At 69.4% G+C, this 21,516-nt stretch carries 23 protein-coding genes; 11 read left to right on the top strand and 12 right to left on the bottom strand.

Annotated features, from left to right (window positions below; all coding sequences use genetic code 11):
* Positions 1-205: 205 nt before the first annotated feature.
* From O3I_RS12050 to O3I_RS12040, 3 genes are read left to right on the top strand one after another with little or no spacing between them, the layout of a single operon-like run.
* Positions 206-826 carry a hypothetical protein gene (locus O3I_RS12050; RefSeq protein ID WP_337587881.1) on the top strand — a complete coding sequence of 207 codons (621 nt, stop codon included), beginning with the start codon at positions 206-208 and terminating at the stop codon, positions 824-826.
* Positions 816-1,385 (top strand): DUF6529 family protein, encoded by a 570-nt coding sequence (locus O3I_RS12045; protein WP_014983191.1) that lies wholly within the window; start codon positions 816-818, stop codon positions 1,383-1,385. Before O3I_RS12050 ends, O3I_RS12045 begins: the two co-directional genes overlap by 11 nt.
* Positions 1,386-1,400: 15 nt before the next feature.
* The gene (locus O3I_RS12040; RefSeq protein WP_014983190.1) at positions 1,401-1,832 is read left to right on the top strand and encodes a ubiquinol-cytochrome c reductase iron-sulfur subunit; all 432 of its coding nucleotides are present in this window, start codon (positions 1,401-1,403) and stop codon (positions 1,830-1,832) included.
* On the opposite strand, the gene O3I_RS12035 is transcribed toward O3I_RS12040, so the two are convergent.
* From O3I_RS12035 to O3I_RS12025, 3 genes are all read right to left on the bottom strand, one after another.
* Positions 1,829-2,290 (bottom strand): VOC family protein, encoded by a 462-nt coding sequence (locus tag O3I_RS12035; RefSeq protein WP_014983189.1) that lies wholly within the window; start codon positions 2,288-2,290, stop codon positions 1,829-1,831. The two genes, O3I_RS12040 and O3I_RS12035, sit on opposite strands and share 4 nt — an antisense overlap.
* An 81-nt stretch (positions 2,291-2,371) precedes the next feature.
* Positions 2,372-3,091: a hypothetical protein gene (locus O3I_RS12030; protein ID WP_014983188.1), complete on the bottom strand. Its 720-nt coding sequence runs from the start codon at positions 3,089-3,091 to the stop codon at positions 2,372-2,374.
* The gene (locus tag O3I_RS12025; RefSeq protein WP_014983187.1) at positions 3,088-4,041 is read right to left on the bottom strand and encodes a hypothetical protein; all 954 of its coding nucleotides are present in this window, start codon (positions 4,039-4,041) and stop codon (positions 3,088-3,090) included. The genes O3I_RS12030 and O3I_RS12025 overlap by 4 nt, the downstream gene beginning before the upstream one ends.
* Positions 4,042-4,129: 88 nt before the next feature.
* On the opposite strand from O3I_RS12025, the gene lspA reads away from it, so the two are divergent.
* The 3 genes from lspA to O3I_RS12010 all read left to right on the top strand — a co-directional run bounded on the left by lspA (position 4,130) and on the right by O3I_RS12010 (position 6,484).
* Positions 4,130-4,813 carry a signal peptidase II gene (lspA, locus tag O3I_RS12020; protein WP_171904515.1) on the top strand — a complete coding sequence of 228 codons (684 nt, stop codon included), beginning with the start codon at positions 4,130-4,132 and terminating at the stop codon, positions 4,811-4,813.
* Positions 4,810-5,736: an RluA family pseudouridine synthase gene (locus O3I_RS12015; RefSeq protein ID WP_014983185.1), complete on the top strand. Its 927-nt coding sequence runs from the start codon at positions 4,810-4,812 to the stop codon at positions 5,734-5,736. The genes lspA and O3I_RS12015 overlap by 4 nt, the downstream gene beginning before the upstream one ends.
* 100 nt (positions 5,737-5,836) lie before the next feature.
* On the top strand, positions 5,837-6,484 hold the full coding sequence (locus O3I_RS12010; protein ID WP_014983184.1) for a hypothetical protein: 648 nt from the start codon (positions 5,837-5,839) through the stop codon (positions 6,482-6,484).
* Between the two features lie 11 nt (positions 6,485-6,495).
* On the opposite strand, the gene O3I_RS12005 is transcribed toward O3I_RS12010, so the two are convergent.
* A complete protein-coding gene (locus O3I_RS12005; RefSeq protein ID WP_014983183.1) occupies positions 6,496-7,452 on the bottom strand; it encodes an alpha/beta hydrolase family protein in 957 nt (318 codons plus the stop codon).
* Positions 7,453-7,488: 36 nt separating this feature from the next.
* Between O3I_RS12005 and O3I_RS12000 the strand changes: the two genes are divergently transcribed.
* On the top strand, positions 7,489-8,028 hold the full coding sequence (locus tag O3I_RS12000; protein ID WP_014983182.1) for a helix-turn-helix domain-containing protein: 540 nt from the start codon (positions 7,489-7,491) through the stop codon (positions 8,026-8,028).
* A gap of 155 nt (positions 8,029-8,183) precedes the next feature.
* Here the strand turns inward: O3I_RS12000 and O3I_RS11995 are convergent, their stop codons facing one another.
* Both O3I_RS11995 and O3I_RS11990 read right to left on the bottom strand, forming a co-directional pair.
* On the bottom strand, positions 8,184-9,002 hold the full coding sequence (locus tag O3I_RS11995) for a PhzF family phenazine biosynthesis protein (RefSeq protein WP_014983181.1): 819 nt from the start codon (positions 9,000-9,002) through the stop codon (positions 8,184-8,186).
* A gap of 80 nt (positions 9,003-9,082) precedes the next feature.
* Positions 9,083-11,506: an HAD-IC family P-type ATPase gene (locus O3I_RS11990; protein ID WP_014983180.1), complete on the bottom strand. Its 2,424-nt coding sequence runs from the start codon at positions 11,504-11,506 to the stop codon at positions 9,083-9,085.
* Positions 11,507-11,541: 35 nt separating this feature from the next.
* Between O3I_RS11990 and rarD the strand changes: the two genes are divergently transcribed.
* Positions 11,542-12,474: an EamA family transporter RarD gene (gene rarD / locus O3I_RS11985; protein ID WP_014983179.1), complete on the top strand. Its 933-nt coding sequence runs from the start codon at positions 11,542-11,544 to the stop codon at positions 12,472-12,474.
* Between the two features lie 48 nt (positions 12,475-12,522).
* On the opposite strand, the gene O3I_RS11980 is transcribed toward rarD, so the two are convergent.
* The 4 genes from O3I_RS11980 to O3I_RS45495 form a co-directional block, all read right to left on the bottom strand.
* A complete protein-coding gene (locus tag O3I_RS11980; RefSeq protein WP_237748285.1) occupies positions 12,523-15,828 on the bottom strand; it encodes an arabinosyltransferase domain-containing protein in 3,306 nt (1,101 codons plus the stop codon).
* A gap of 135 nt (positions 15,829-15,963) precedes the next feature.
* Positions 15,964-16,461 carry a hypothetical protein gene (locus O3I_RS11975; RefSeq protein WP_041563689.1) on the bottom strand — a complete coding sequence of 166 codons (498 nt, stop codon included), beginning with the start codon at positions 16,459-16,461 and terminating at the stop codon, positions 15,964-15,966.
* A gap of 197 nt (positions 16,462-16,658) precedes the next feature.
* Positions 16,659-18,092, bottom strand: coding sequence for a DNA polymerase IV (locus O3I_RS11970; RefSeq protein ID WP_014983176.1), 1,434 nt, complete (start codon positions 18,090-18,092; stop codon positions 16,659-16,661).
* Entirely contained in the window at positions 18,089-18,226 is a 138-nt protein-coding gene (locus O3I_RS45495) for a hypothetical protein (RefSeq protein WP_167829134.1), read from the bottom strand. Before O3I_RS45495 ends, O3I_RS11970 begins: the two co-directional genes overlap by 4 nt.
* 256 nt (positions 18,227-18,482) lie before the next feature.
* On the opposite strand from O3I_RS45495, the gene O3I_RS11965 reads away from it, so the two are divergent.
* Entirely contained in the window at positions 18,483-19,370 is an 888-nt protein-coding gene (locus O3I_RS11965) for a UTP--glucose-1-phosphate uridylyltransferase (RefSeq protein WP_081593965.1), read from the top strand.
* Positions 19,371-19,465: 95 nt separating this feature from the next.
* Here the strand turns inward: O3I_RS11965 and O3I_RS11960 are convergent, their stop codons facing one another.
* Together O3I_RS11960 and O3I_RS11955 are read right to left on the bottom strand one after the other, a co-directional pair.
* Positions 19,466-19,954 carry an NlpC/P60 family protein gene (locus tag O3I_RS11960; RefSeq protein WP_041563688.1) on the bottom strand — a complete coding sequence of 163 codons (489 nt, stop codon included), beginning with the start codon at positions 19,952-19,954 and terminating at the stop codon, positions 19,466-19,468.
* 292 nt (positions 19,955-20,246) lie between these two features.
* On the bottom strand, positions 20,247-20,897 hold the full coding sequence (locus O3I_RS11955; protein ID WP_014983173.1) for a TetR/AcrR family transcriptional regulator: 651 nt from the start codon (positions 20,895-20,897) through the stop codon (positions 20,247-20,249).
* Between the two features lie 41 nt (positions 20,898-20,938).
* Here O3I_RS11955 and O3I_RS11950 point away from each other — a divergent pair, with 41 nt between their 5' ends.
* Positions 20,939-21,355, top strand: coding sequence for an ester cyclase (locus O3I_RS11950; protein ID WP_014983172.1), 417 nt, complete (start codon positions 20,939-20,941; stop codon positions 21,353-21,355).
* On the top strand, positions 21,355-21,516 hold the full coding sequence (locus tag O3I_RS45490) for a hypothetical protein (protein WP_167829133.1): 162 nt from the start codon (positions 21,355-21,357) through the stop codon (positions 21,514-21,516). The genes O3I_RS11950 and O3I_RS45490 overlap by 1 nt, the downstream gene beginning before the upstream one ends.

Raw genomic sequence — 21,516 nt, 5'->3', positions numbered from 1 at the left:
CTGATCCGCCAGCATCGCGTGCGATGTCTGCGCCGGGCCGTGCCGCGCAGTCGAACTAGCGAACGCACGCTGGGCGGGGTTGCAGGCACGGTTGAACCGGTGGGGTGGGTGGGACGTAGGTAGGGGTAGCGGCACGCGGGATCTGGCGGCCGTGATTCGAGGAGATCTTATGAGACGTCTCGGGCCTTGGCTCACCTTGGCGGCGGTGGCGGTGCTCGGCATCGCGCTGGTTGTGGTCAATATGTCGAAAGAGAGCGAACCCGCTGCGGCGGCAAAGAATACGGCGGTGGGGACGTCGAGCGTGGTCGTCGCGGTAGCGCCGACCACCGTTGCGACTGTGCCGGTGCAGTTTCCGGCGAAAGCGGACTATGTGGGCAGCATCGCACCGGCGACGGGTGCGCCGATCACGCTGTCGATCACCGTCGAAGGGGGTAGGGCGATCGCCTATGCCTGTGACGGGGCATCGGTCGAGTCCTGGCTGCAGGGCAGTGCCGTGAACGGAACGCTGACCCTGACCGGTAAGAACGAGGCCAGGCTGGACGGTCGCTACGACGGCACGACCGTCACCGGCACGCTCGCGCTCGGCGCGAAGAAGTGGGAATTCCGCACTGCGGCAGTGCAATCGCCCGCTGGACTTTACGTCTACACCGAGGTCGGAGTGCGGCAGAGCTGGATCGTCGACAGCAACGGCGCGGTCACCGGCGTGCAGCGCGCCGCCGACGGCAGCACCTCGCCCGCACCTGCCCTGGCCCCGGATGCGACCGCGATCGTCAACGGCAAGAAGATCATTGCGAACAAGGTAAGCGGTGGTGACAGTGTCGGCTGAGCGAGAAACCGCGCCCCTCGGACGGCCGCACTCCGGTACGGCGGCCATCGCCGTCGCACTGCTGATCGGCGCCGCGGTGGCGGTGCTGCTCGGCGTATACGGGAAAACGCATGAGCCGTCAGCTTTCTCGGTCAATGTCGCCGGATTCTCCGGTCCGCAGGCGGTGAAGGCTTGGCTGGGCACCGCAGCGTTCGCGCTCGCGCTGGGCCAGTTCGTTTCGGCGCTGGCGATGTACGGCAAGCTGCCGGTGCGCACGCCATCCTGGATCGGCACCGCGCATGTCTGGTCGGGCCGGCTGGCCGTGCTGGTCAGCGTGCCGGCCGCGGTGCACTGCCTGTATGCCTTGGGTTTTCAGCATTACGACACCCGGGTGCTCTGGCATTCGCTGCTCGGCTGCTTCTTCTACGGCGCGTTCGTCGCCAAAATGCTGCTGCTCACGCGAAAAGGGTTGCCCGGCTGGGTGCTCCCGGTGGCGGGCGGCCTCGTGCTGACCGGGCTCACCGGACTCTGGCTCACCTCGTCGCTCTGGTTCTTCCAGCACAACGGCCTCACCTTCTGATCGGAGACTGACCCCATGACGCACGACGAACCATTGCTCACCCGGCGCACCGTGGTCGCGAGCACCGTTGTCGCCGCGGCGGCACTCAGCGCGTGCACCACGTACGGCAAGGAAGATGCCGCGCCCGCGCCGAAACCGGTGCAGGCCGAGCCGCCGGGTGACGCGGCGGTCGAGGCGATCGCCAAGACGGCCGACATCCCGGTCGGCGGCGGGGTGATCGTCGGCGACACCGTGATCACCCAGCCGAGCGCGGGGTCGTTCGTCGGCCTGTCCGCGGTGTGCACGCACGCGGGCTGCAAGGTCGCGACCGTCTCCGGCGGCACCATCAATTGCGCCTGCCACGGCAGCAGGTACGCGCTGGACGGCACGGTGGCCGGCGGCCCGGCCCCGCGGCCGTTGGCCGCGAAAACTATTCGGGTGGTGGGTGATTCGGTGGTGCCGGGCTAGCCGAACTGCTCGGCCATCCGGCGGTCCATCTCCTCCGGTGAAACGTCCTCGACGTGCGTGGCCACCGTCCACCGGTGGCCCCACGGGTCCTCGAATGCCCCGCTGCGGTCACCGTAGAACTGCGTGGTCATCGGCGTCAGCTCGCGCGCGCCCGCACCGAGGGCCGCGGCGAAGGCGGCGTCCGCGTCCTCGACATAGACGTAGAGGTTCACCGGCGTGCCGCCGACCCGCTTCGGGTCGAGGAAGTCGAGTTCCTCGGCCGGGTCACCGACCATCACGAGCGAATTGCCGAACATCAGCTCGCAGTGCGCGACCTTGCCGTCCGGCCCCGGCATGCGCATCCGCTCCGATGCGCCGAAAACGTGCTTGTAGAAATCGATCGCGGCGGCCGCGCCGTCGATCGCGAGCCCCGGCGACACCACCGGGTACCCCTCGGGAACGGGTTTGACCTCGGACATGGAAACCTCCGGCTGAGGTGATCTGGCTGATCCCCCGAGCCTATGCCCGGACACCGCGCGAGCAGGGCGGATCCCGTCGAATCAGGGGCCGGGGACACCTTGGAGTTTGCGCACCTGCGCCGCGGTGAGTTCGCTGAGCACCCGTTCGTCCACCGCTTCCGGCGCGGTCACCGCGATCTGTGCCAACGTGGCACCGACCTGCACGATCGCCACCGCGGAATGCAGGGTCAGCCCTTCGCTGGTGGTCCGTACCTGGAAGGCGGTAGCGGCGTCGCCGGCGCGCGGCGGGGTGAGGCCGCCGACGCGGTAGTCGATCGAGATATCGATGGCGTCGGCGCCGGAGTAGTGGACGCACTGCCGCAGCGTCGCCTGCACCTGCGCGAACGCGGGTGCGACCGCGTCGTTCCGATAGCTGGCCGCGTCGATATCGATGCTGGAGAAATTCGGCCCCGCGTACTGGATCGCGGCCTGCGCCAACGCGCCCGGACGCTGCTCACCCAACGGCGTGAGCACCTTCGCGCAGTCGGCCGGATCGGTCGGGGTGGTCGGCGCGCCGGTCGGCGCGTCGGCCCGCGGGGGCAACGCGGTGAAATCGCGGGGCAGATCGGTGCCGGTGAGCAGCTGCCGATAGAGCCGATCGGCGTCGGTGGCCGGCGGGCTCTGCACCGGCGCGGCGGTTGCGGCCGGGCCGAGCGGCGGCAGATCCGGTCCCGCCGGCGGCGCGGACGAGGACGAGGACCCGCACGCGGAGACGAACGCGGTAGTCGCCGCGGCCAGCATCAGGCCACGGCCACGGGTCATTCCGTCCACGACACCTGCGTGTCGATCGTCTGTTGCAGCACGCTTTCGCTGCGCGGATCGTGATAGGCCTGGTGGCCGCCGACCGTGATCGACCCGGCCACCGGCAGCGGCAGGCCCAGATCGACGGTGATGGTGCCGGTGCCCTGCATGACGTAGTCCTGGATGTCGAGCTTGCCCGCGTCGTTGGGCAGGTTCCACACCTTCGACTTCGGCTGCTGGGTGACGTCCAATTCGATGGTCAGCCGGTCGCCTTCGCGTTTGGTCAGCGTCGCGGTGGTGATCTGTTCCAGGATGACCCCGCCGGTCACCTCCTGGCGCACCGTCCACACCGCGCCCTCGCCGACCGGCTGATCGGGAAACGCGATCGAGCGGTAGACCGCTTGATAGAAGGCCTGTTCCAGTGCGGCCCTGGCCGGATTCGAGGTTTCCGGCGCGGGTTCGAGCCGCAGCGCGGTGATCGCACCGAGATCGCTCAGATCGAAACCGGCGTGCGAGCCGTCGGTCTTCGTCAACGCCTTGGCCAGCGTCGGATCGGGAGTGGTGACGGCGCCGAGCGTGAGATCGATGCCGTCCGCGTCGGTTTTCGCGGTCATCGGGATCGACAACGCGGGCGTGGAGAAGTCACGCGCGTCCTGATCGTTGATCTGCTGCTCGATCCGGTGCGAGGTATGCAGCGTCACCTGCTGCACGGTGCCCGCCGGATAGTCGGGCCGCAGCAGCGAGCGCGGCTCCGCGCCGGGCGACACGACGGTGGTGATCGCGGCCGGAATGGGCACGGTCACTTCTTTTCCGTAACCGAGCGGCTCGGTGCTGTCGGCCTCCGAGCGCGACTGAGCCCCGTCGCTGCAGCCGGTTCCGAACGTGGTCAGGCCGACCGCGAGCACTATGAGCAGCACACCCGAGCGCGCACGCCGGGGAATGTGGGGGGAAGACAACACCGTCACGAGCATCAGGGTACGACCGGTTCCTGAGTGTCAGCTGGGACTTGCGGGTGACCACCGCACAAGGTGTCGCGTCGCTCGAGCGATGATGGTGGGTGTGAGTGATGACCGGCCGCCCGAGGAGAACCCCGCACCGACCGCTGAGGGAGCGGCGGCTGCCACGCCATCCGCACCGTCGGCGACGCCCCCGGGCCCGGGCGGAACACCACCGGACACACCGGCGCGCCCGCCGCAGCGGTTACGCACCCTGCTGATCATCGCCGCGGTGCTGCTCGCCCTGGATCTGCTGACCAAAAGCATCGTGGTGGCGAACCTGAAGCCGGGCGAGCCGGTCTCGATCATCGGCGATTTCGCCAGGTTCAGCCTGGTCCGCAATCCGGGCGCGGCGTTCTCCATGGCGACCGGCATGACCTGGTTGCTCACCTTGGTCGCGACGGCCGTGGTGATCGGCGTGATCCGGATCGGGCGCACGCTGCGCTCGCTGTGGTGGGCCATCGGTCTCGGCATGGTGCTGGGCGGCGCGCTCGGCAACCTGGTGGACCGGCTGTTCCGTGCGCCGGGACCGTTACAGGGACACGTGGTCGACTTCATCGCGATCGGCTGGTGGCCGGTGTTCAACGTGGCGGACTCGTCGATCGTGTGCGGCGCGATCCTGCTGGTGGTGCTGACCGTGTTCGGATTCGAGCCGAACGGCACGCGGACCGGACGCGACGCCACCGCGGACAGCGCCGTCGAGCCTGCCGCGCCGAGCAAGACCGGCACCGAGGGGAACACCGCATGAGGGAGACGCGCACCATGCCCGTGCCCGACGGGCTCGACGGCATGCGGGTCGACGCGGGACTGTCCCGGTTGCTCGGCCTGTCCCGGACCGCCGTCGCCGCGCTCGCCGAAGAGGGCAGCGTGCAGCTCGACGGCATCGCGGCGGGCAAATCCGATCGGCTCGCCGCGGGCGCCTGGCTCGAGGTGATGTTCCCGGAACCCAAGCGAGAACTGAAGATCGAGGCCGCGCCGGTCGAGGGCATGCGCATCCTCTACGCGGACGACGACATCGTCGCGGTGGACAAGCCGGTCGGCGTCGCGGCGCACACCGGCGTCGGCTGGACCGGGCCGACGGTGATCGGCGGGCTCGCCGCGGCGGGCTATCGGATCTCCACCTCCGGCGCGCACGAACGGCAGGGCATCGTGCACCGGCTCGACGTCGGCACCTCCGGGGTGATGGTGGTCGCGCAGTCCGAGCACGCGTACACGGTGCTCAAGCGGGCGTTCAAGCAGCGCACCATCGAGAAGCGGTATCACGCACTGGTGCAGGGGCATCCGGACCCGAGCAGCGGCACCATCGACGCGCCGATCGGCCGCGCCCGGGGCAACGACTGGAAATTCGCGGTCACCGCCGACGGCCGCCCCAGCATCACGCACTACGACACGATCGAGGCCTTCCAGGCCGCCAGCCTGCTCGACATCCATCTGGAAACCGGTCGCACCCACCAGATCCGGGTGCATTTCTCGGCGATCCGGCACCCCTGCTGCGGTGACCTCACCTACGGTGCGGACCCGCGCCTGGCCGAACGCCTCGGCCTGGAACGGCAATGGCTGCATGCCCGTTCGCTCGGGTTCCATCATCCGGCCGACGGCCGCTGGCTGGAGATCACCAGCGAGTACCCCGACGACCTGAAGAACGCCGTGGACGTCCTGCGCAATGCCTGACCGGCACCCGCCGGACTCCGCTGGGGCGCAAGCAGATTCCGGTCCGGCGGGGCAAGCCGATGCCGTCGCGGCCACGCAAGCCGGAGAGCGGCGCGGTTCGTTGCGCCGGGGTCTCTTCTTCGGTGCCGTGGTCGTTGTCGTCGCCGGTCTCGTCGTGCTGCTGGGTGTCCTCGGCCCGCCACGTGAGGCGGGTGTCTTCACGGACCGGCTCGGACCGGAACGCGGCGAACAGATCGCCGATTACCTTGCCCGGGCGCGGGATTCACTGAGCGGCACGGACGACGGCGAGCACTGGGCCCTGGTGTCGTTCACCGAAGCCGTTGCCCCCGAGCAGATCCCGCCGCACAGCGGCGGTCTCCGCATCGCCCAGGTGCTGTACCAGGTGCAGCTCCCGCGCGTGCAGACCCCGCTCGTGGCCGTCCCGGTGCCCGCGGGCGACGCGGCCGCCGTCGCCTCCGCCGACGCCGCGGCCTGGCTGCTCCCGCGCCCCGGACCCGACGAACGATCTGCCCGGATCATCGCGCTCTCGGCCGACCGCCTCCGCGCCGGCTGCCCCTGCACCGTCGGCCTGGTGCTTCGCGGCCCTCTCGACCGCCTCCGAAACCTGGCCACCCAGAACGGTATCCGTGCCGTACAAGCCCTCCCCGCCGACGCCGTGGCCGGCCGCTTCGCCGTCATCCCCCTGCTCCCCGGCCAACTCGACACCGCCCTTCCCGGCCCCGACGACGGCCCGGTGCCGGATCGCTAGTCGAACTGCGCTCAGTGCCGGGAGAGCCAGTCGGCGATATCCGCGATGACGGCGGGGTCGACATGCTGGGGCGGTTCGTAGTCGGCGGCCGTCGAAGGTCCGGCACCAGGGAAGAACATGTGATTGTCGGCGGGATAGGTACGAATCGTGACGTCGGCACGCGAACCGAGACCCGCTCGCCAGCGGGCCAGATCGTCCTCGATCGTGACCTGGTAGTCGCGTTCCCCCTGCAAGAGGAGCATCGGCTGCGGCAGCGCGGCCGCCGCGCCGACCTGGTCGTACTCTCGCATATCCAGCCAGTAGGCCCCGCCCATGCCGAACGGAAGTGTGGCGGCAGGTGTCTGCGGGGACAGATCGGGTCCGTCCACCACTGCGGCAGCGCGCGTGAAGGTTTCGACCAGCGCATCGGCCTGCGCGCTCGGCGCTGTGGCGGCCAGATAGCGAACCACTCGAACCGACGCACGATGCATCGGCTCGGCATCGGCCGCGAGCAGCACCAATCCCGCGACGACGGGCGCGGCGGCCGCGACGCGCGGGGCGAGCTTGCCGCCCATGCTGTGCCCGACGACGAAAACTCTCGACGGGTCGACCGTCGCCGTCGCACGCAGCAGATCCACCGCGGCCACGGCGTGTGGCACGTACTCGTCGGTCGCGGTGAAACCGGGGTCCGCGGTCACCTCGGGGTGGGTGTGGGTGATCTTGTCGAACCGCACCACCGCGACGCCTCGGCTCGCCAACCCCCAGGCGAGATCCTTGAGCGGCTTGTTCGGCCCGAAGGTGCAGTCACGATCGAACGGACCACCACCGCCGAGCAGCACGACCGCGGGGCACGATCCAGGCCCCCGCGGCACGGTCACCGTGCCGGGCACCGCGTGCGCACCCGCGCCGACCGTGATGTCGTGCTCATCGAACAGACCGGGGTCGGCGTAATCGGGTGCCGACCAAGCGGATTTCTCTTCTATTCTCATGTTTGAGAACGTTATCAGATATGAGAATATAGAGCCATGGACTCCGCCGAACTGCTGGCTCACCCCGTACGTCTGCGTATCGTGCACGCCCTGCGCGGCGAGCGGGTTCTGACGACCGCACAGTTGTGTGAGCGACTGCCCGATGTCTCCAAGGCGACGGTGTACCGGCACGTCGATCTGCTCGTCGACGGCGCGATCCTGGAAGTGGCCGAGGCGCAACGGGTTCGGGGCGTGCTCGAGCGGCACTACCGGCTGCGCGGCGATCGCGCGGTGATCGACGAAGACGCCGCCGCGGCCCTGTCCACCGCGGACCACCGCCGGGTCTTCGCGATCGCCATGACCACCCTGCTCGCCGAGTTCAACGCCTATCTCGACCGCGACGACGCCGATCCCGCCGCCGATCTCGTCGGCTATCGCCAGCACGCGATCTGGTTGAGCGACAACGAGGTCAGGGACCTCATCGGTGCGCTGCGCAGCGCCATCGTGCCGGTCCTCGGCAACGAGCCCACCCCGCAGCGTGCGCGATATCTCTTGAGCCCCATCCTCTTCCCCGTCGAAGAGCCGCCGCGGGAGTGAGCCGATCGGCGCGCCGCCGGAATTCGGGCAGGCCTCTGCCGGGATGAGTCAACCCCGTGTCATCCCGGCAGAGGCCTGATTTCACCGCGGTGCGGCCATGGGGCACCGCGGTGGCTTGACGCGACTCCGGCGAGCGCCGCAGTCGCGGTGTTCGGTCAGTCCGGCAGGCGCACAACGCCGTCCAGGTAGCGGCGGCAGCGGCCGGTCAGCAGCACGCGGTCGCCGACGAGTTCGCAGCGCAGGCTGCCGCCGCGGCGGGACAGCTGACGGGCGGTGAGCTCGGTCCGGCCGAGTTCGGCCGCCCACAGCGGAACCAGTTGCGCGTGCGCCGATCCGGTGACCGGGTCCTCGGGCACGCCGACGCCGGGCGCGAAGAAGCGCGAGACGAAGTCGGTGTCCGCGCCGCGCGCGGTGACGATCGCGCCGCGCGCCAACTCCGGGAACGCGGTGAAAATCGGTTCGGCGTCGCGGACTTCCTGTTCGGTGGCCACCACGATCACCTCGTCGACACCGGTGAACGCGCGCACCGGGCGGACGCCGAGCGCGGCGACGAGCACGACGTCGGGTTGCACCTCGGCCGCGGGCACGGCGGGCAGATCGAGCACGAATTCGTCGTCGTCGGTGCGGTCTACGTGCAGCCAGCCGCTGCGGGTGAAGAAGCTCACCCGATCGGCGCCCGGATGCATATCCTCCAAAATCTGTGCGGCACTGGCCACCGTGGCGTGCCCGCACATGTCCACCTCCACCGCCGGGGTGAACCAGCGCAGGTGGAACGCGGGCCACTCCCCCGGCGGGGCGCCCGCGTCGGGCGGTAATTCCGCGGTGTAGAAGGCGGTTTCGGCGAGGTTGTTCTCCTCGGCCAGGTGTTGCAGCAACGTATCCGGGAGCCACGACGGGAGCGGCATCACCGCGGCTGGGTTGCCCGAGAACGGTGCGTCCGCGAACGCGTCGATCTGGTGCAGCAGTACCTCCATAATGGGAGAAGGTACTCCAACACTGAATACGCGCCTCGCACAAGGCTTCTCGCGGCGCGCCGGGTCAGCTGTCCAGTTTGTCAGGCTCCTGCACTATTTGCGGTCGGAAACAGTTCCCGTTTGTCGCCGAGCAGCGCCGCACTCACCCACCAGGCCACCTCGACGAGCACGATTCCGACAGCGCCGCAAATGAATGCGGCCGTGGTGAGCGCCACGTTCGAGGGATCGAGCTTGAAGAACTCCCGGGTGAACGGCACCGTGAACAAGAACACATACGCCGCGATCGAGGCGCCGATCAGCACCACCTTCCACCACACGTACGGCCGGGCCACGATGGCCAGCACCCACACCGCGATCATGATCAGCGTGATCAACGCGGTGGTGCCCGCCTGCTCCTTCTGCTGTTCGGTGGCCGCCCGGCCCGCGTAGGCGATCAGGTAGGCCACGAAGGTGGCCACGCCGATCACCACGCCCGACGGGATGGCCAATCGCATGACGCGCCGGACGAACCCGCTGCGGGCGCGCTCGTTGTTCGGCGCCAGCGAGAGGATGAAGGCCGGAATGCCGATGGTGAACCAGGCCGCGATCGTGACGTGGCGCGGCAGGAACGGATAGTCGATCGGGTCGTAGCCGAAGATCTGCGAGCCCACGCCCGCGACGCCGATCAGGAACGCGAGCAGCACCGAGTAGACGGTCTTGGTGAGGAACAGGTTCGAGACCCGCTCGATATTGCCGATCACCCGGCGGCCCTCACCGACCACGTACGGCAGGGTCGCGAACTTGTTGTCCAGCAGGACGATCTGCGCCACCGCGCGGGTGGCCGGGCTGCCCGCGCCCATCGCCACGCCGATATCGGAATCCTTCAGCGCGAGTACGTCGTTCACGCCGTCACCGGTCATCGCGACGGTGTGCCCGCGCGACTGCAAGGCGGCCACCATGGCGCGCTTCTGATCCGGGCGGACCCGGCCGAAGGTGGTCTTGTGCTCCAGCACGTCGGCGAGTTGGTCACGGTCGTCGGGCAATTCGCGCGCGTCCACGGCGTGATCGCCGCCGGGCAGATCGAGCGAGGACGCGACCGCGCCGACCGAGACGGCGTTGTCACCGGAGATCACCTTGATCGACACGTTCTGGTCGGCGAAGTACTCGAGCGTTTCCTTGGCGTCGGGCCGGACCCGCTGCTCCAGCACGACCAGCGCCGCGGGTCGCACGGTGCCCGGCGCGTCCGCGGCGTCCACCGGACGGTCGCTGCGCGCGAGCAGCAGGATGCGCAACCCCGAGGACCCGAGTTCCTCTGCCACCCTGGCGTCTTCGGAGGCCGGGTCGAGCAGCACGTCGGGCGCGCCGAGCAGCCAGTCGCCGTGTTCGCCGTAGGAGCAGCCACTCCACTTCTTGGCCGAGGAGAACGGGGCGACGGCGGTGCGCTGCCAACCCGGGCCGTCCGGCAGCGCCTCCGCGATGGCCTGCACGCTCGCGTTCGGGCGCGGATCGTCGGCCGCCAGCGCGGCCAGCGCCTGCCGAACGTCGTTGTCCGCGAACGAGTCCAACGTCTTGATCTCCGACAGGCGCATGCCGTTCTCGGTCAGCGTGCCGGTCTTGTCCGCGCACACCACGTCCACCCGGGCCAGGCCCTCGATCGCGGGCAGCTCCTGCACCAGGCATTTGCGCCGGCCCAGCCGCACCACGCCCACCGCGAACGCGACCGAGGTCATCAGCACCAGGCCCTCGGGCACCATCGGCACCAGGGCCGCGACCATGCCGGTCACCGCGGGCCGCCACGGTTCCTCGCTGGAAACCAGCTGGTTGTAGATGCTGAGCGCGCCCGCCGGGATCAGCAGGTAGGTGATCACCTTGAGGATCGTGTCGATACCGCTGCGCAGCTCCGACTTCACCAGGGTGAACTTGCTGGCCTCGTCGGCCAGCTTCGCCGCGTAGGCGTCCTTGCCGACCTTGGTCGCGCGGTAGCAGCCGGAGCCGGACACCACGTAGCTGCCGGACATCACCTGGTCGCCGATCTGCTTGTCGATCGGGTCCGCCTCGCCGGTGAGCAGCGATTCGTCGACCTCCAGCAGCGAGGTCTCGGCCACCTCGCCGTCCACCACGATCTGATCGCCGGGGCCCAGCTCGATCAGATCGTCGAGCACCACCTCGCGCGGGGCCACCTCGACCGCCTTGCCGTCGCGGCGCACGGTCGGCTTGGCCTGGCTGACGATGGCCAACTGGTCCAGGGTGCGCTTGGCGCGGACCTCCTGGATGATGCCGACCGCGCTGTTCGCGACGATCAACAGGCCGAACATGCCGTCGATGATCGAGCCGGTGGACAGCACCAGAATGAACAGCACGCCGAGAATGGCGTTGATCCGGGTGAAGACATTGGCCCGGATGATGTCGCGCACCGAACGACTGGCCCGATCGGGCACGTCGTTGGTGAGCCCGTCGCGGCGACGTTGCTCGACCTCCGCCGCGGTCAGTCCGGTGGCACGCGATGCCTGCACGGTAGTCGACATGACCGCAAGGCTACGTGAGAAGTAGCGTCGCAAGCGTGCAGCGGAACCGGTCTATCCCTGGTGTTGCGTTCGGTACGAGCGCCTTTTTCCTCTGGGGTCTGTTCCCCGCGTTCTTCGGGTTGCTGGCGTTCGCCAGTGCCGCGGAGGTGGTCGCACAGCGCATTCTGTGGACGCTGGTGGTGGTGCTCGCGGTGCTGGCGGCGACCGGACGGCTCGGGCAGCTGCGGGGAATCGACGGACGGACCTGGCGGCTGGCCGCGCTGGCTTCGGCGGCGATCGCGGTCAACTGGGGCGTGTACGTCTACGGGGTGATCTCCGGGCACGTCGTGGAGTGCGCGCTGGGGTACTTCATCAACCCCCTGGTCACCGTCGCGTTCGGTGTGGTGATCTTCCGGGAGCGGCTCGCGCCCGCGCAGTGGGCCGCGCTCGGGCTCGGGGCCACGGCGGTGGCCGTGCTGACCGTCGACTACGGCAGGCCGCCGGTGATCGCGCTCATCCTGGCCTGTTCGTTCGCGACGTACGGTCTGGTCAAGAAGGTGATCCCGTTGGACGCGCTGCGCGGGATCGCCGCCGAAGGGGTGGTGGCCGCGCCGTTCGCGCTCGCCTTCGTGATCGTGCTCGCGGTGCTCGGCCGCAGCGAATTCGCCTCCGGCCCCGGGCATACCGCGCTCATGCTGGCCACCGGGCCGGTGACCCTGGTGCCGCTGCTGCTGTTCTCGGTTGCCGCGCAGCGGGTTCCGCTGTCCACCATGGGGCTGCTCCAATACCTCACGCCCGCACTGCAGATGGCCTGGGGCGTCGCCGTCGCGCACGAGCCGATGCCCGCCTCCCGCTGGGCCGGTTTCGCCCTCATCTGGACCGCCCTGGCGGTCTTCACCACGCACGCCTTCCTCCGCGCCCGCCGCACCCGGCACGCCGCCCGCCGAAACGACCCTGCCCCCAGCAGCAAGGCCGACTCCGAAGCCTGAGGCGTGAATCCATGTCCCGGTGGGTGACGAAGCCGTCCTGGCCGCCGGTTACCAGGCGGTGTTGATGTGGCCGGGGGTCCAGGTGCCCCAGCGGCGGGTCTCGTCGATCGTCACCTTCGCGGGCTGAGCGTTGGCGTCCAAGGGGAGGTACTGCTCGATCGAGCCCCAGTCGCGATCCCAGTCGTTGTTCAGGTAGGTGGGCAGCGCGCGGGCGGTGAAGAGCAGCTGGGTCCAGCCGAGCGGGCCACCGCCGTCGTGCGCCTGCCAGAGGTTGGTGATGGTGGCGCCGTTGCGGTCCGGCAGGATCCGATAGGCCGGGAGCTGCGCGACGCCCGCATAGGTGGGCGCCAGGTTCTGGCAGGGGAAGTTCATGCCGACCTCCCAGTCCAGCAGCACCGGCGTCTGCGAACCCACCACGGCCGTCATGGTTTTCAGCTGCGGCACCCGCGGCGGGGTCACCGCCAGCCACTGGTCCTTGCCGAGATCCTTGTCACTGGCGACGATCCGGACGACGTCGGCGTCCGCGGGCAGCCGGTCGAACGGCACCCGCACGTTACGCCACGACGGCGACGGCCCGATATCGATCGGATCGACACTGCCGAGGGAGACCGCCGTGCCGTCGGCCGCGGACCGCCCGTACTCGACGCGCAGCTCTTGGCCGGGGTGCACGATGCCGTCGCTGTCCACGTGCCGGATCCGGCCGGCCACCGAGATCGCGATGATCGGACCGCGACTTCCGTTGCTGTCCTGCGGAAGTCGATACCAGCCGCTGGTCAGCTCGGCGGGCACCTGCGCGCCGTCGCGGTAGCTGCCCAGCACCGGAATAGCCGCCGGATCCAGACCGAACGGCAGCGGGACATTGCTGCCGTTGATCCCGGCGCCCGAGGTACCGGCCTCCGAGCCCGGCGATTTCGAGCCCGCCTTCGGATCGGTGGTATCGCCGGAATCGGCGCTGGTGACGGAATTCGCCTTGCCCGTGGTGGATTCGACCTCGTCGGAGGTGAGGTCGGTCGCCACCCCGTTCGGGGTGAAACCGGTCGTCTCCGGGCCGGCCAGCGCCGTCGCGGCCGAACCGGCCAGCGGACTGAGCACCGACGCGTTGGGATCGGTCTCGATCAGCACCTGATCGGCCAGGCCGCAGCCGCCGGAAACGGCCGAGGACAGGTTCGATTGCGCGAGCGAATACGACGGGTACTGCGCCACAGCCGCTTTCGCGAACGACAGCACCTCGAACAGCACCATGGCCGCCGCGACCACGGCGAGCACGGGCAGGCGCGCGATCCGGCCGGGCACCGAGCCGGGCCGCGGCCCGGTTTCCGGGCGAATGTGGAACCACGCCGCGAGCACCAGCGCGAGCACCGAAAGCCCCGCGGCGAAGCTCGACAGGCCGAAGCCCGCGAAGGTCGGCGGCTTGTCCCACCACGGGATGCCCCACGCCGACACATACCAATAGCCGTTCGCGCCAACGAAAGTCAGCGCCAGCGCGAAGAAGATCGCGGCGGCGAACAGCGCCCGGTTCCGCAGCGGCCGCATGACCCGCGGGCTGATCGCGACCGCGGTGAGCGCCGCGACACAGGCGGCCAGGCCGGCGAAGACGCCGAACTGGTGGGTCCACTTGGTCGGCGAGAACATCAGGAACACCATCGCTGCGAAGGTGATGCCGATGAGCCTGCGCGACGGACCGACCGCGGTACCCGGGATGTGCCCGCCCCGGCGCAGCATCGTGACCACGCACGCCACCAGGCCGAGCAGCAGCACGAACATGCCGAACCGCCGGGTCAGCCAGCCGTCGGCATTGATCTGCAGCAGGTACTGGTAGCGCAGGAACTCGAAGAACCAGGATTCGCCCGGGCCGATCCGGCCGTGCACGTAGAACATCTCGCGGGCACCGGCCAGGGTCCGGTCCGCGAAGACGACGGTCAGCACCACCACGCCTGCCGCCAGGCCCGGCAGCAGCAGCGCGAGATAACCGGACTTCTTCGCCCGCTGCACCAGCACCGCGGTCATCGTGCGTGCGCCGGCCGCGAGCGCGCCGAGGCAGATCAATCCGGACGGCGCGGCGGTCAGGGTGAACGCCGCGACGATGATCGCCAGGGCGTACGGCAGCAGCCTGCGGGTCGCGACGGCCCGCTCGACCGAGGCCCAGGTGAGGATCACACCAAGTGCCACAAAGGGCTCCGCGCGCAAGCCGTTGTTGTAGGGCATCCAGAACGCGAGGAACACCAGCGCGCTGGTCCACACCACGATCCGGTTGTCGCGCAACGCGACGCCCAGGCGCGGCAGGATCTCCCGGCTGATCACCCACCAGGTGAGGACGCCGACGAGAAAGGTGGGCAACCGAACCCAGGGACTCACCGACGACACCCGGGCGAGCAGCGAGATCATGTCGGTGTAGGGCGTGTAGAACGGCCCCTCGTCGACGCTGAACCAGCGGTAGTAGTTCGACATGAAGCCCGAACTCTGCGAGGCGCGGGCCATGCCGAGGATGTAGCCGTCGTCAGAAGTGTTGGCGCCGATGAAGTGCCACACCAGCAGCGTGGCGAACACCAGGTAGTCCGGCGGCCGCAGCCGCCACCACCGGGTCGGCAGGAAGCGTCGCGACGCGCGTCCGTCGTTGCTGTCCAGGCGGTACAGCGCGATCAGGGCGAGCACCGCGGCCAACGCCGCCACCCCGATCGCGACGCGCTTCAGCACGGTCGGCGACGACGAAAACCGGGAATCCACTTGCACATTCACGTGCAAGCCGGCGGGCGCCGCACCGGTCAGCTCACTGAACACGCCGACCACCTGCGGGCGGATGTCGCCGCCGAACTCCTTGCCCGCATCGGCGAGGCCCTGCACCGACACGGTGGTCCGCTGCGTGTTCATCTCGATCGCGAGCGCACAGGACCCGTTGCGGACCGCGCTCAGCGACGACGACCACAGCAGCATGTTGCGCGAGACCACGTCTACCCGGCCGGGCCGATCCGCGGTGTCCGCGACGACCTTGACGACGAAGCCGTAGCGTTCCAGATCCGGGGACTGCCGCGGAATCGTCGACAGCACAACGCCGCCCGTGTCGGCGAGCGCGTCGAACGCGGCGCACGGGATCTCGGCGGACAGGTCCATCGGCGCGTAGGTGATCAGCGGCGCGGTCACCGAGGTCACCGCCGCGGCCTGCGGCCACGACACACTCGCCTGATCCTGTTGCACCGGAAGGAAAGGCAGCGACACCGCGGCGAGCACCGCGATGAGGCCGCTGACGATCGCGAACAGCCGCAGGCGCCGGGCGCCGTTCGTGCCGCGCAGTTCTTGCTGGTCTCCATGCTGTGCCGAGGGTCGAGGAGATTCGCGCACAGCGTCAGAGACAGTCACGACGGTGCATGCTAGCGCGAAAACATCGGACGACACAGAGTGCCAGGTACATGCGTCCGAATCGCACACACGGCGGTTGTCATCCCACCGCGTCGCGGCCGGCCATGCGGAGAGCCGGCCGCGACGGCCGCGGTACTAGCTGCAGGCCGCGGACTGCTGACCGAGGTTGGTCAACATGGCGCAGGCCCAGGACTTCTGGATCTTCCACTTGCCGTTGTCGGCGACGAACGGGACGTCGACGATGTTCTCCTGGCCGTTCACGTTGAACTTGGCCTTGGCGTTGACGCTGTCACCGAACGCGGTCACGTCGGTGACCTCGATCTTCACGTCGGCGCCCTTGGCCGCCTGGGACAGGCGGTCCGGCAGGGTCGGGTCGGCCTCGGCGCCCTGGACGCCGTCGAGCTTCTCGGCGGCCGGGACCGCGGGGTCCAGCGCGCGGGCGAGGGCCGTGTTCAGCTCCGCGACCGTCGGGACCGGCGGCAGGTTCGCGCTCGCCGTCGCCGACGCCTTGGCGCTGGTCGAGGTCTTGGCGGCCGGCTTGCTGTCCTTGTCGTCGCTGCACGCGGTCATGCCGAGCGCCGCGACGACAGCCAAACCGGCGATCGCGATGCGTCCAGTCTTACGAAGCTTCAACTGCTCGTCCTTTGCGTTCGAGTAGGTCCGTGTCATGTTCCACCGATGGCAGCCTCCACCCGAACCGGCGGCGCTGCACGAGCTCCCAGGCTACCGGCACAGCGGAGCACCGCGTGGATCCACACGGGACGGACTGATGTCGTCGGCAGCGAACGTACGCGTCACGCTCGGCGATGTCGAGCCGTTCACCGCCGATCTCACTGCAGACTGCGCAACGGATCGGCTCTGGTCAGATCCGCGTCATCCGCGGCGAAGGTGCGGGCCGGACCGGGACCGGTGGACCGGGTCTCGAACCGCACGGTCACCACGCCGTAACCGCCGCCCTGCACCCAGCCGTGGCCGTACTCGCGATGCTCGACGTCCATGCCGCGATGCCAGATCGGGACCGACAGCGTGGGCTCGGCGGTCGCGATATCGGGCAGCAGCTGCGCCGGGACGAGTCCGGGCGCCGCCGGCGCCGACCCGTCCGCGGTCCACCCCTCGTCCTCGGCGGCCGTGCTGTGCTCGGCGATGGGCGCCTGGTCCAGTTCCGGAAACAACGATTCCTGCCGCACCGTGGACAACCCGCCGTAGCCCACCCCGACCAGCCGGATCGGGCCGAGTTCGGCCGGATCGATCGCCGAGCGCTGGGCCGCGGTGGCCAGCGTAGTGAGGTCCTCGGTGGCATACGGCAGGGTGAACGAGCGGGTCACGATGCTCATATCGGACTTCTTCAACTTGAGCACCACGGTGCGGGCCGCCCGCCCGTCCTTGCCCAGCCTGCGGTGCGCGGCCGCCGCCATCGCCTCGATCGCGGGACGCAGCTGCGCGAGCGTGACGATATCGGTCTCGTAGGTGGTCTCGGCGCTGATCTGTTTGGCCTCGGCCCGCTCCGCGACCGGGCGGTCGTCGACCCCGCGGGCCAGCCGGTGCAGCGCCGCGCCGACGCTGCCGCCGAGAATCGACACCGCCTCCGATTCCGGCAGCGCGGCGAACGCGCCGACCGTTTCGATACCGAGCGAGCGCAGCTTGTGCTCGGCGACCGGGCCGATCCCCCACAGTTTGCGGACCGGCAGCGCGGCCAGCATCTGCTGCTGCTCGTCCGGCGAAACCACCCGGATCCCATCGGGTTTGGCGAGGCCGGAGGCGATCTTGGCGAGCTGTTTGCCGGTGCCCGCGCCCACCGACGCGGTGAGTCCGGTGCGTTCCCGCACCGCCGCGCGCAACTGCTCGCAGAACTCGTGCACCTGCGCCACCGTGGCGCCGGCCAGTTCGGCGGGCTTGCCGAAGGCCTCGTCGAACGACAGCGTCTCCAGCACCGGGATGCGGCTGCGCAGGGTGTCGAAGACCTGCCCGCTCAGCACGCCGTACACCGCGCCGCGCGGCGGCACCACCACCGCGGTGACGCCGACCAGCCTGCGCGCCTGATGCATCGGCATCGCGGACCGCGCGCCGTAGACCCGCGCCTCGTAACTGGCGCCCGCGACCACACCGCGCCCGCCCGTGCCGCCGACGAGCACCGGCCTGCCGCGCAACGTGGGACGGGTCAGCTGTTCGACCGACGCGAAGAACGCGTCCATATCGATGTGCAGCACCCACCGCCGAGCGGTACTGAGCGCGTCGGCGCGCTCGGCCGGATGCTGTGCGCTCACCGGGGTTTCGCCGAAGGTTTCCTCGCCTCGGGTATCCCGGCGGCCAGCACCGCCGCGCACATCGCCCTGGCGCGCAGGGCCAGCGGCTCGAGTTGGGCGGGAATCTGCGTGGCCGTCGCCTTGTCCGTACTCACGGCTCGAAATCTACGCCCGCCCACCGACAACTCCGGGCAGGCGCCGACGCTGTCAGGTCACTGTGCGCTAGCCATTAGTTTCCTGTAGAGATCCGCGCACGGACCCGGACCGGCCCCGGACTCGCGGCAACCGCCCCTCGAGCCTGTGACCTGCATATATGCTTCGGAGTTAGGGGCACTACACGGTCTCGGTGAACATTCGGCGAAGCGCGGGGACCGCCGTTGTCACACAGCGTGATGTGTGATGATCGGACGCATGAAGATCCGCAAGGCCGTCATCCCGGCCGCCGGTATCGGTTCCCGGCTCCTCCCGCTGACCAAGGCCATCCCGAAGGAGATGCTGCCGGTCGGCGACAAGCCGGTCATCGAGCACACGGTCCGCGAGCTGGTCTCCTCCGGCATCACCGACATCACCATCGTGGTCAGCAGCGGAAAGTCGCTGATCCAGGACCACTTCCGGCCGAATCCGGCCCTGGTGGCGCAGCTACGCGCGGACGGCAAGACCGCCTACGCGGACGCGGTCGAAGAGGTCGGCGAGCTGTCCCGGCTCGGCCATATCACCTACCTGGATCAGCACGGTCCGTACGGCAACGGCACCCCGGTGCTCAACGCGGCCCGCAATCTCGGCGACGAGCCGATGCTGGTGCTGTGGCCGGACGACGTGTTCGTCGCCGATGTGCCGCGCGCCCAGCAGCTGATCAACGCCTACGAGCAGACCGGCGCGCCGGTGCTCGCCCTGATGCCGATGGACCCGACCGAATCGCAGCGCTACGGCGTCCCGGTGGTCGCCGACGACCAGGGCCACGGGTTGCTGCGCATCACCGGCCTGCGCGAGAAGCCCAAGCCCGAGGACGCGCCGTCCAATTACGCCGCGATCGGCGGCTACGTGGTGACCCCCGGCGTCATCGAGGAACTGCGCACCCAGACTCGCGCCTGGTACGAACACCGCACCGGCGAGGTCTATCTCACCGACGCGATCAACGTGCACGCGGCCGACAACCCGGTCTACGGCCAGGTCATCCGCGGTCGCTGGTACGACACCGGCAACCCGGCCGACTACCTCGTCGCCCAGTTCGCCTCCGCCCTGGCCAACCCCCAGTACGGACCCCTACTGCGTACCCTCGCCGAAGACACCGCGAGCTAGGTCCTGCCCCGAAGTCCGGCCGGCTGGACCGTGGCGGCGGACGGGACTTCGAGACGCGGCCCGGTCCCGGCCCGTGCGCACAGCGCCGGGCCGGGTCAGAAGCGGCGGATGGCGAAGATGTCGAATTGGCGGAGCGGGCTCAGGCCTACGGGCACGCCCCAGTCGTAGGCGTTGAAGATCTGGCCGAAGCCGGCGTAGATGCCGACGTGGGAGCCGTCGGTGTTGAGGACGACCACGTCGCCCGGCGAGAGCGCGAAGAACGGGACGGGTGCGCCGGCTCGGGCCTGCTCCCAGGTGGTCCGGGGGATATTGACGCCGACCTGGCGGAACGCCCACTGGACGAGGCCGGAGCAGTCCCAGGCGAACGGGCCGGTGCCGCCCCACTCGTAGGGCTTCCCGGTCTGCGAGACCGCGGCGGCCAGCGCACCTACCCCGTGCGAGCTAGGCAGCGGAATCGCCGCGGAGCCGGAAGCCGAGAGGGATTCGGCGCTGCCGGTGGCACTGCCGGTGTCCGACCAGCCGGGACCGGCCAGGATCAGGGTCGCGGCGGTCGCCAGGAGAAATCCGAAAGCGATGCGGCGCAAGGGTTTTCTGTTCACGTGCTCGTCCCTTCCGGCAGCCCGGCGGGCGGGCCACCATCCGGCGGTCCCGGTCGACGCCAGGTCGAGCAGCGCCATCCAGTAGGAGCCGCAGCCGCTGCGCCGGGCATCCGGCGCAACGCGATTCAGGTAGGACAATCCACGAACTCACTGCCGCCCCAGAAGCACTTCTCCGCAACAGCAGCACCACTGCCGATTCTGCCGCGAGGCCTGGACCTGCGATGACAGTTCAGCAAATCTACAGCATGTGATCTACATCACGCCGTAGCGACACACCTTAACGATCTTCCGACTCGGCCAGGGCGGCCCGCACCAAGCCCTTCGCCGCCCAGCACATCGTCTCGGTGGCCGCAGCCGGATCCAGTCCGCAGGTGTCGCGGGTGGAGACCAGCGCCTCGACGCCGAACACCAGCGTCACCGCGTGCACCAGCCGCTCCAGCCGCTCGGGCGAGAGCCGGTCCGACAGCGGGGCCAACGCCGTGCGCGCCATCTCCAGCCGGGTCACCCCGCGGACCGGAACCCGTTCCGCCTCAGGCACATCCACCTGATTGAACCAGCGATCGAGGGTCGCGCGCAGCACCCCGCGCCACACCACCTCGTTCTCGAACTGGAACCCGCTGACCTCGCGCACCACCCGCTCGATCCGAGCCTCGGCGTCGTCGGGCAGTTCCTCGAAGAAGTCCGGGTAGCGCCCGACGAATCCGGCTTGACGGGTGGCCATGTCCGACCACAGCGACTGCGGATTCGGGAAGTACCGGTATGCGGTCGCGGTCGACACCTTCGCGGCCTCGGCGACCTCGGCGATCGAGGGTGAGTGGCCGTTGCGCGCGAGTTCCAGCGCGGCCTCGAGCAGCGCCTCGCGGGTCCGCATCTTCTGATTCTTCGCGCGGTCACTCTTGAGAATCTCATCTCGCCGTGAGAAAGTCATCTCACCACGATAGCAGATTCTCACTTTCTGGAGGGCACGGCATGACACGTGAAGAGATGGACGAGCTGTTCGAGCGGCACTGCGCGGCCGAGGCCGCGAACGACGTCGACGCGATCATGGACACGCTCGCCGCGGACGTCGAGCACGACGCGGTCGGCGATCCGCAGGGCATCCTGCACGAACCGGCCGCGATCGCCGAGCGCTACCGGGCACTGTTCGCGGCGATCAAGGAAGACAAGATGGAAAGCGTCCACCGCTACTACGGCGAGGACTTCTTCGTCGACGAATCCCATTGGTACGGCAGGGCCACCGGCGAGTTCATGGGCATCCCCGGCGGCAACCGGGCCATCGACTTCCGGATCCTGCACGTCTGCGAGATCCGCGGCGACAAGATCAGCCGGGAGAACGTCTGGCTGGACATGGCCGCGATCATGCAGCAGTTGATGGCGCCCGCCTGATGGGCGCGTACAAGGCGGTCACGACCCACTACGAACGTCGCGACGAGCGCCACGAGGAACAGACCTACCCGGTCTCCCCGCTCGACAACCACACCCCTGCCCCACTGCGCCGCCCGGGCCGCGGCGCGAAGGGCCGCGCCGGGCAGCCCCGGACGAGCTGA

Origin of the sequence: Nocardia brasiliensis ATCC 700358, from assembly GCF_000250675.2 — a bacterium.
Taxonomy (GTDB): domain Bacteria; phylum Actinomycetota; class Actinomycetes; order Mycobacteriales; family Mycobacteriaceae; genus Nocardia; species Nocardia brasiliensis_B.
The sequence above is the reverse complement of the archived record's forward strand: the minus strand, read 5'-3'. Positions and strand labels throughout refer to the sequence as shown.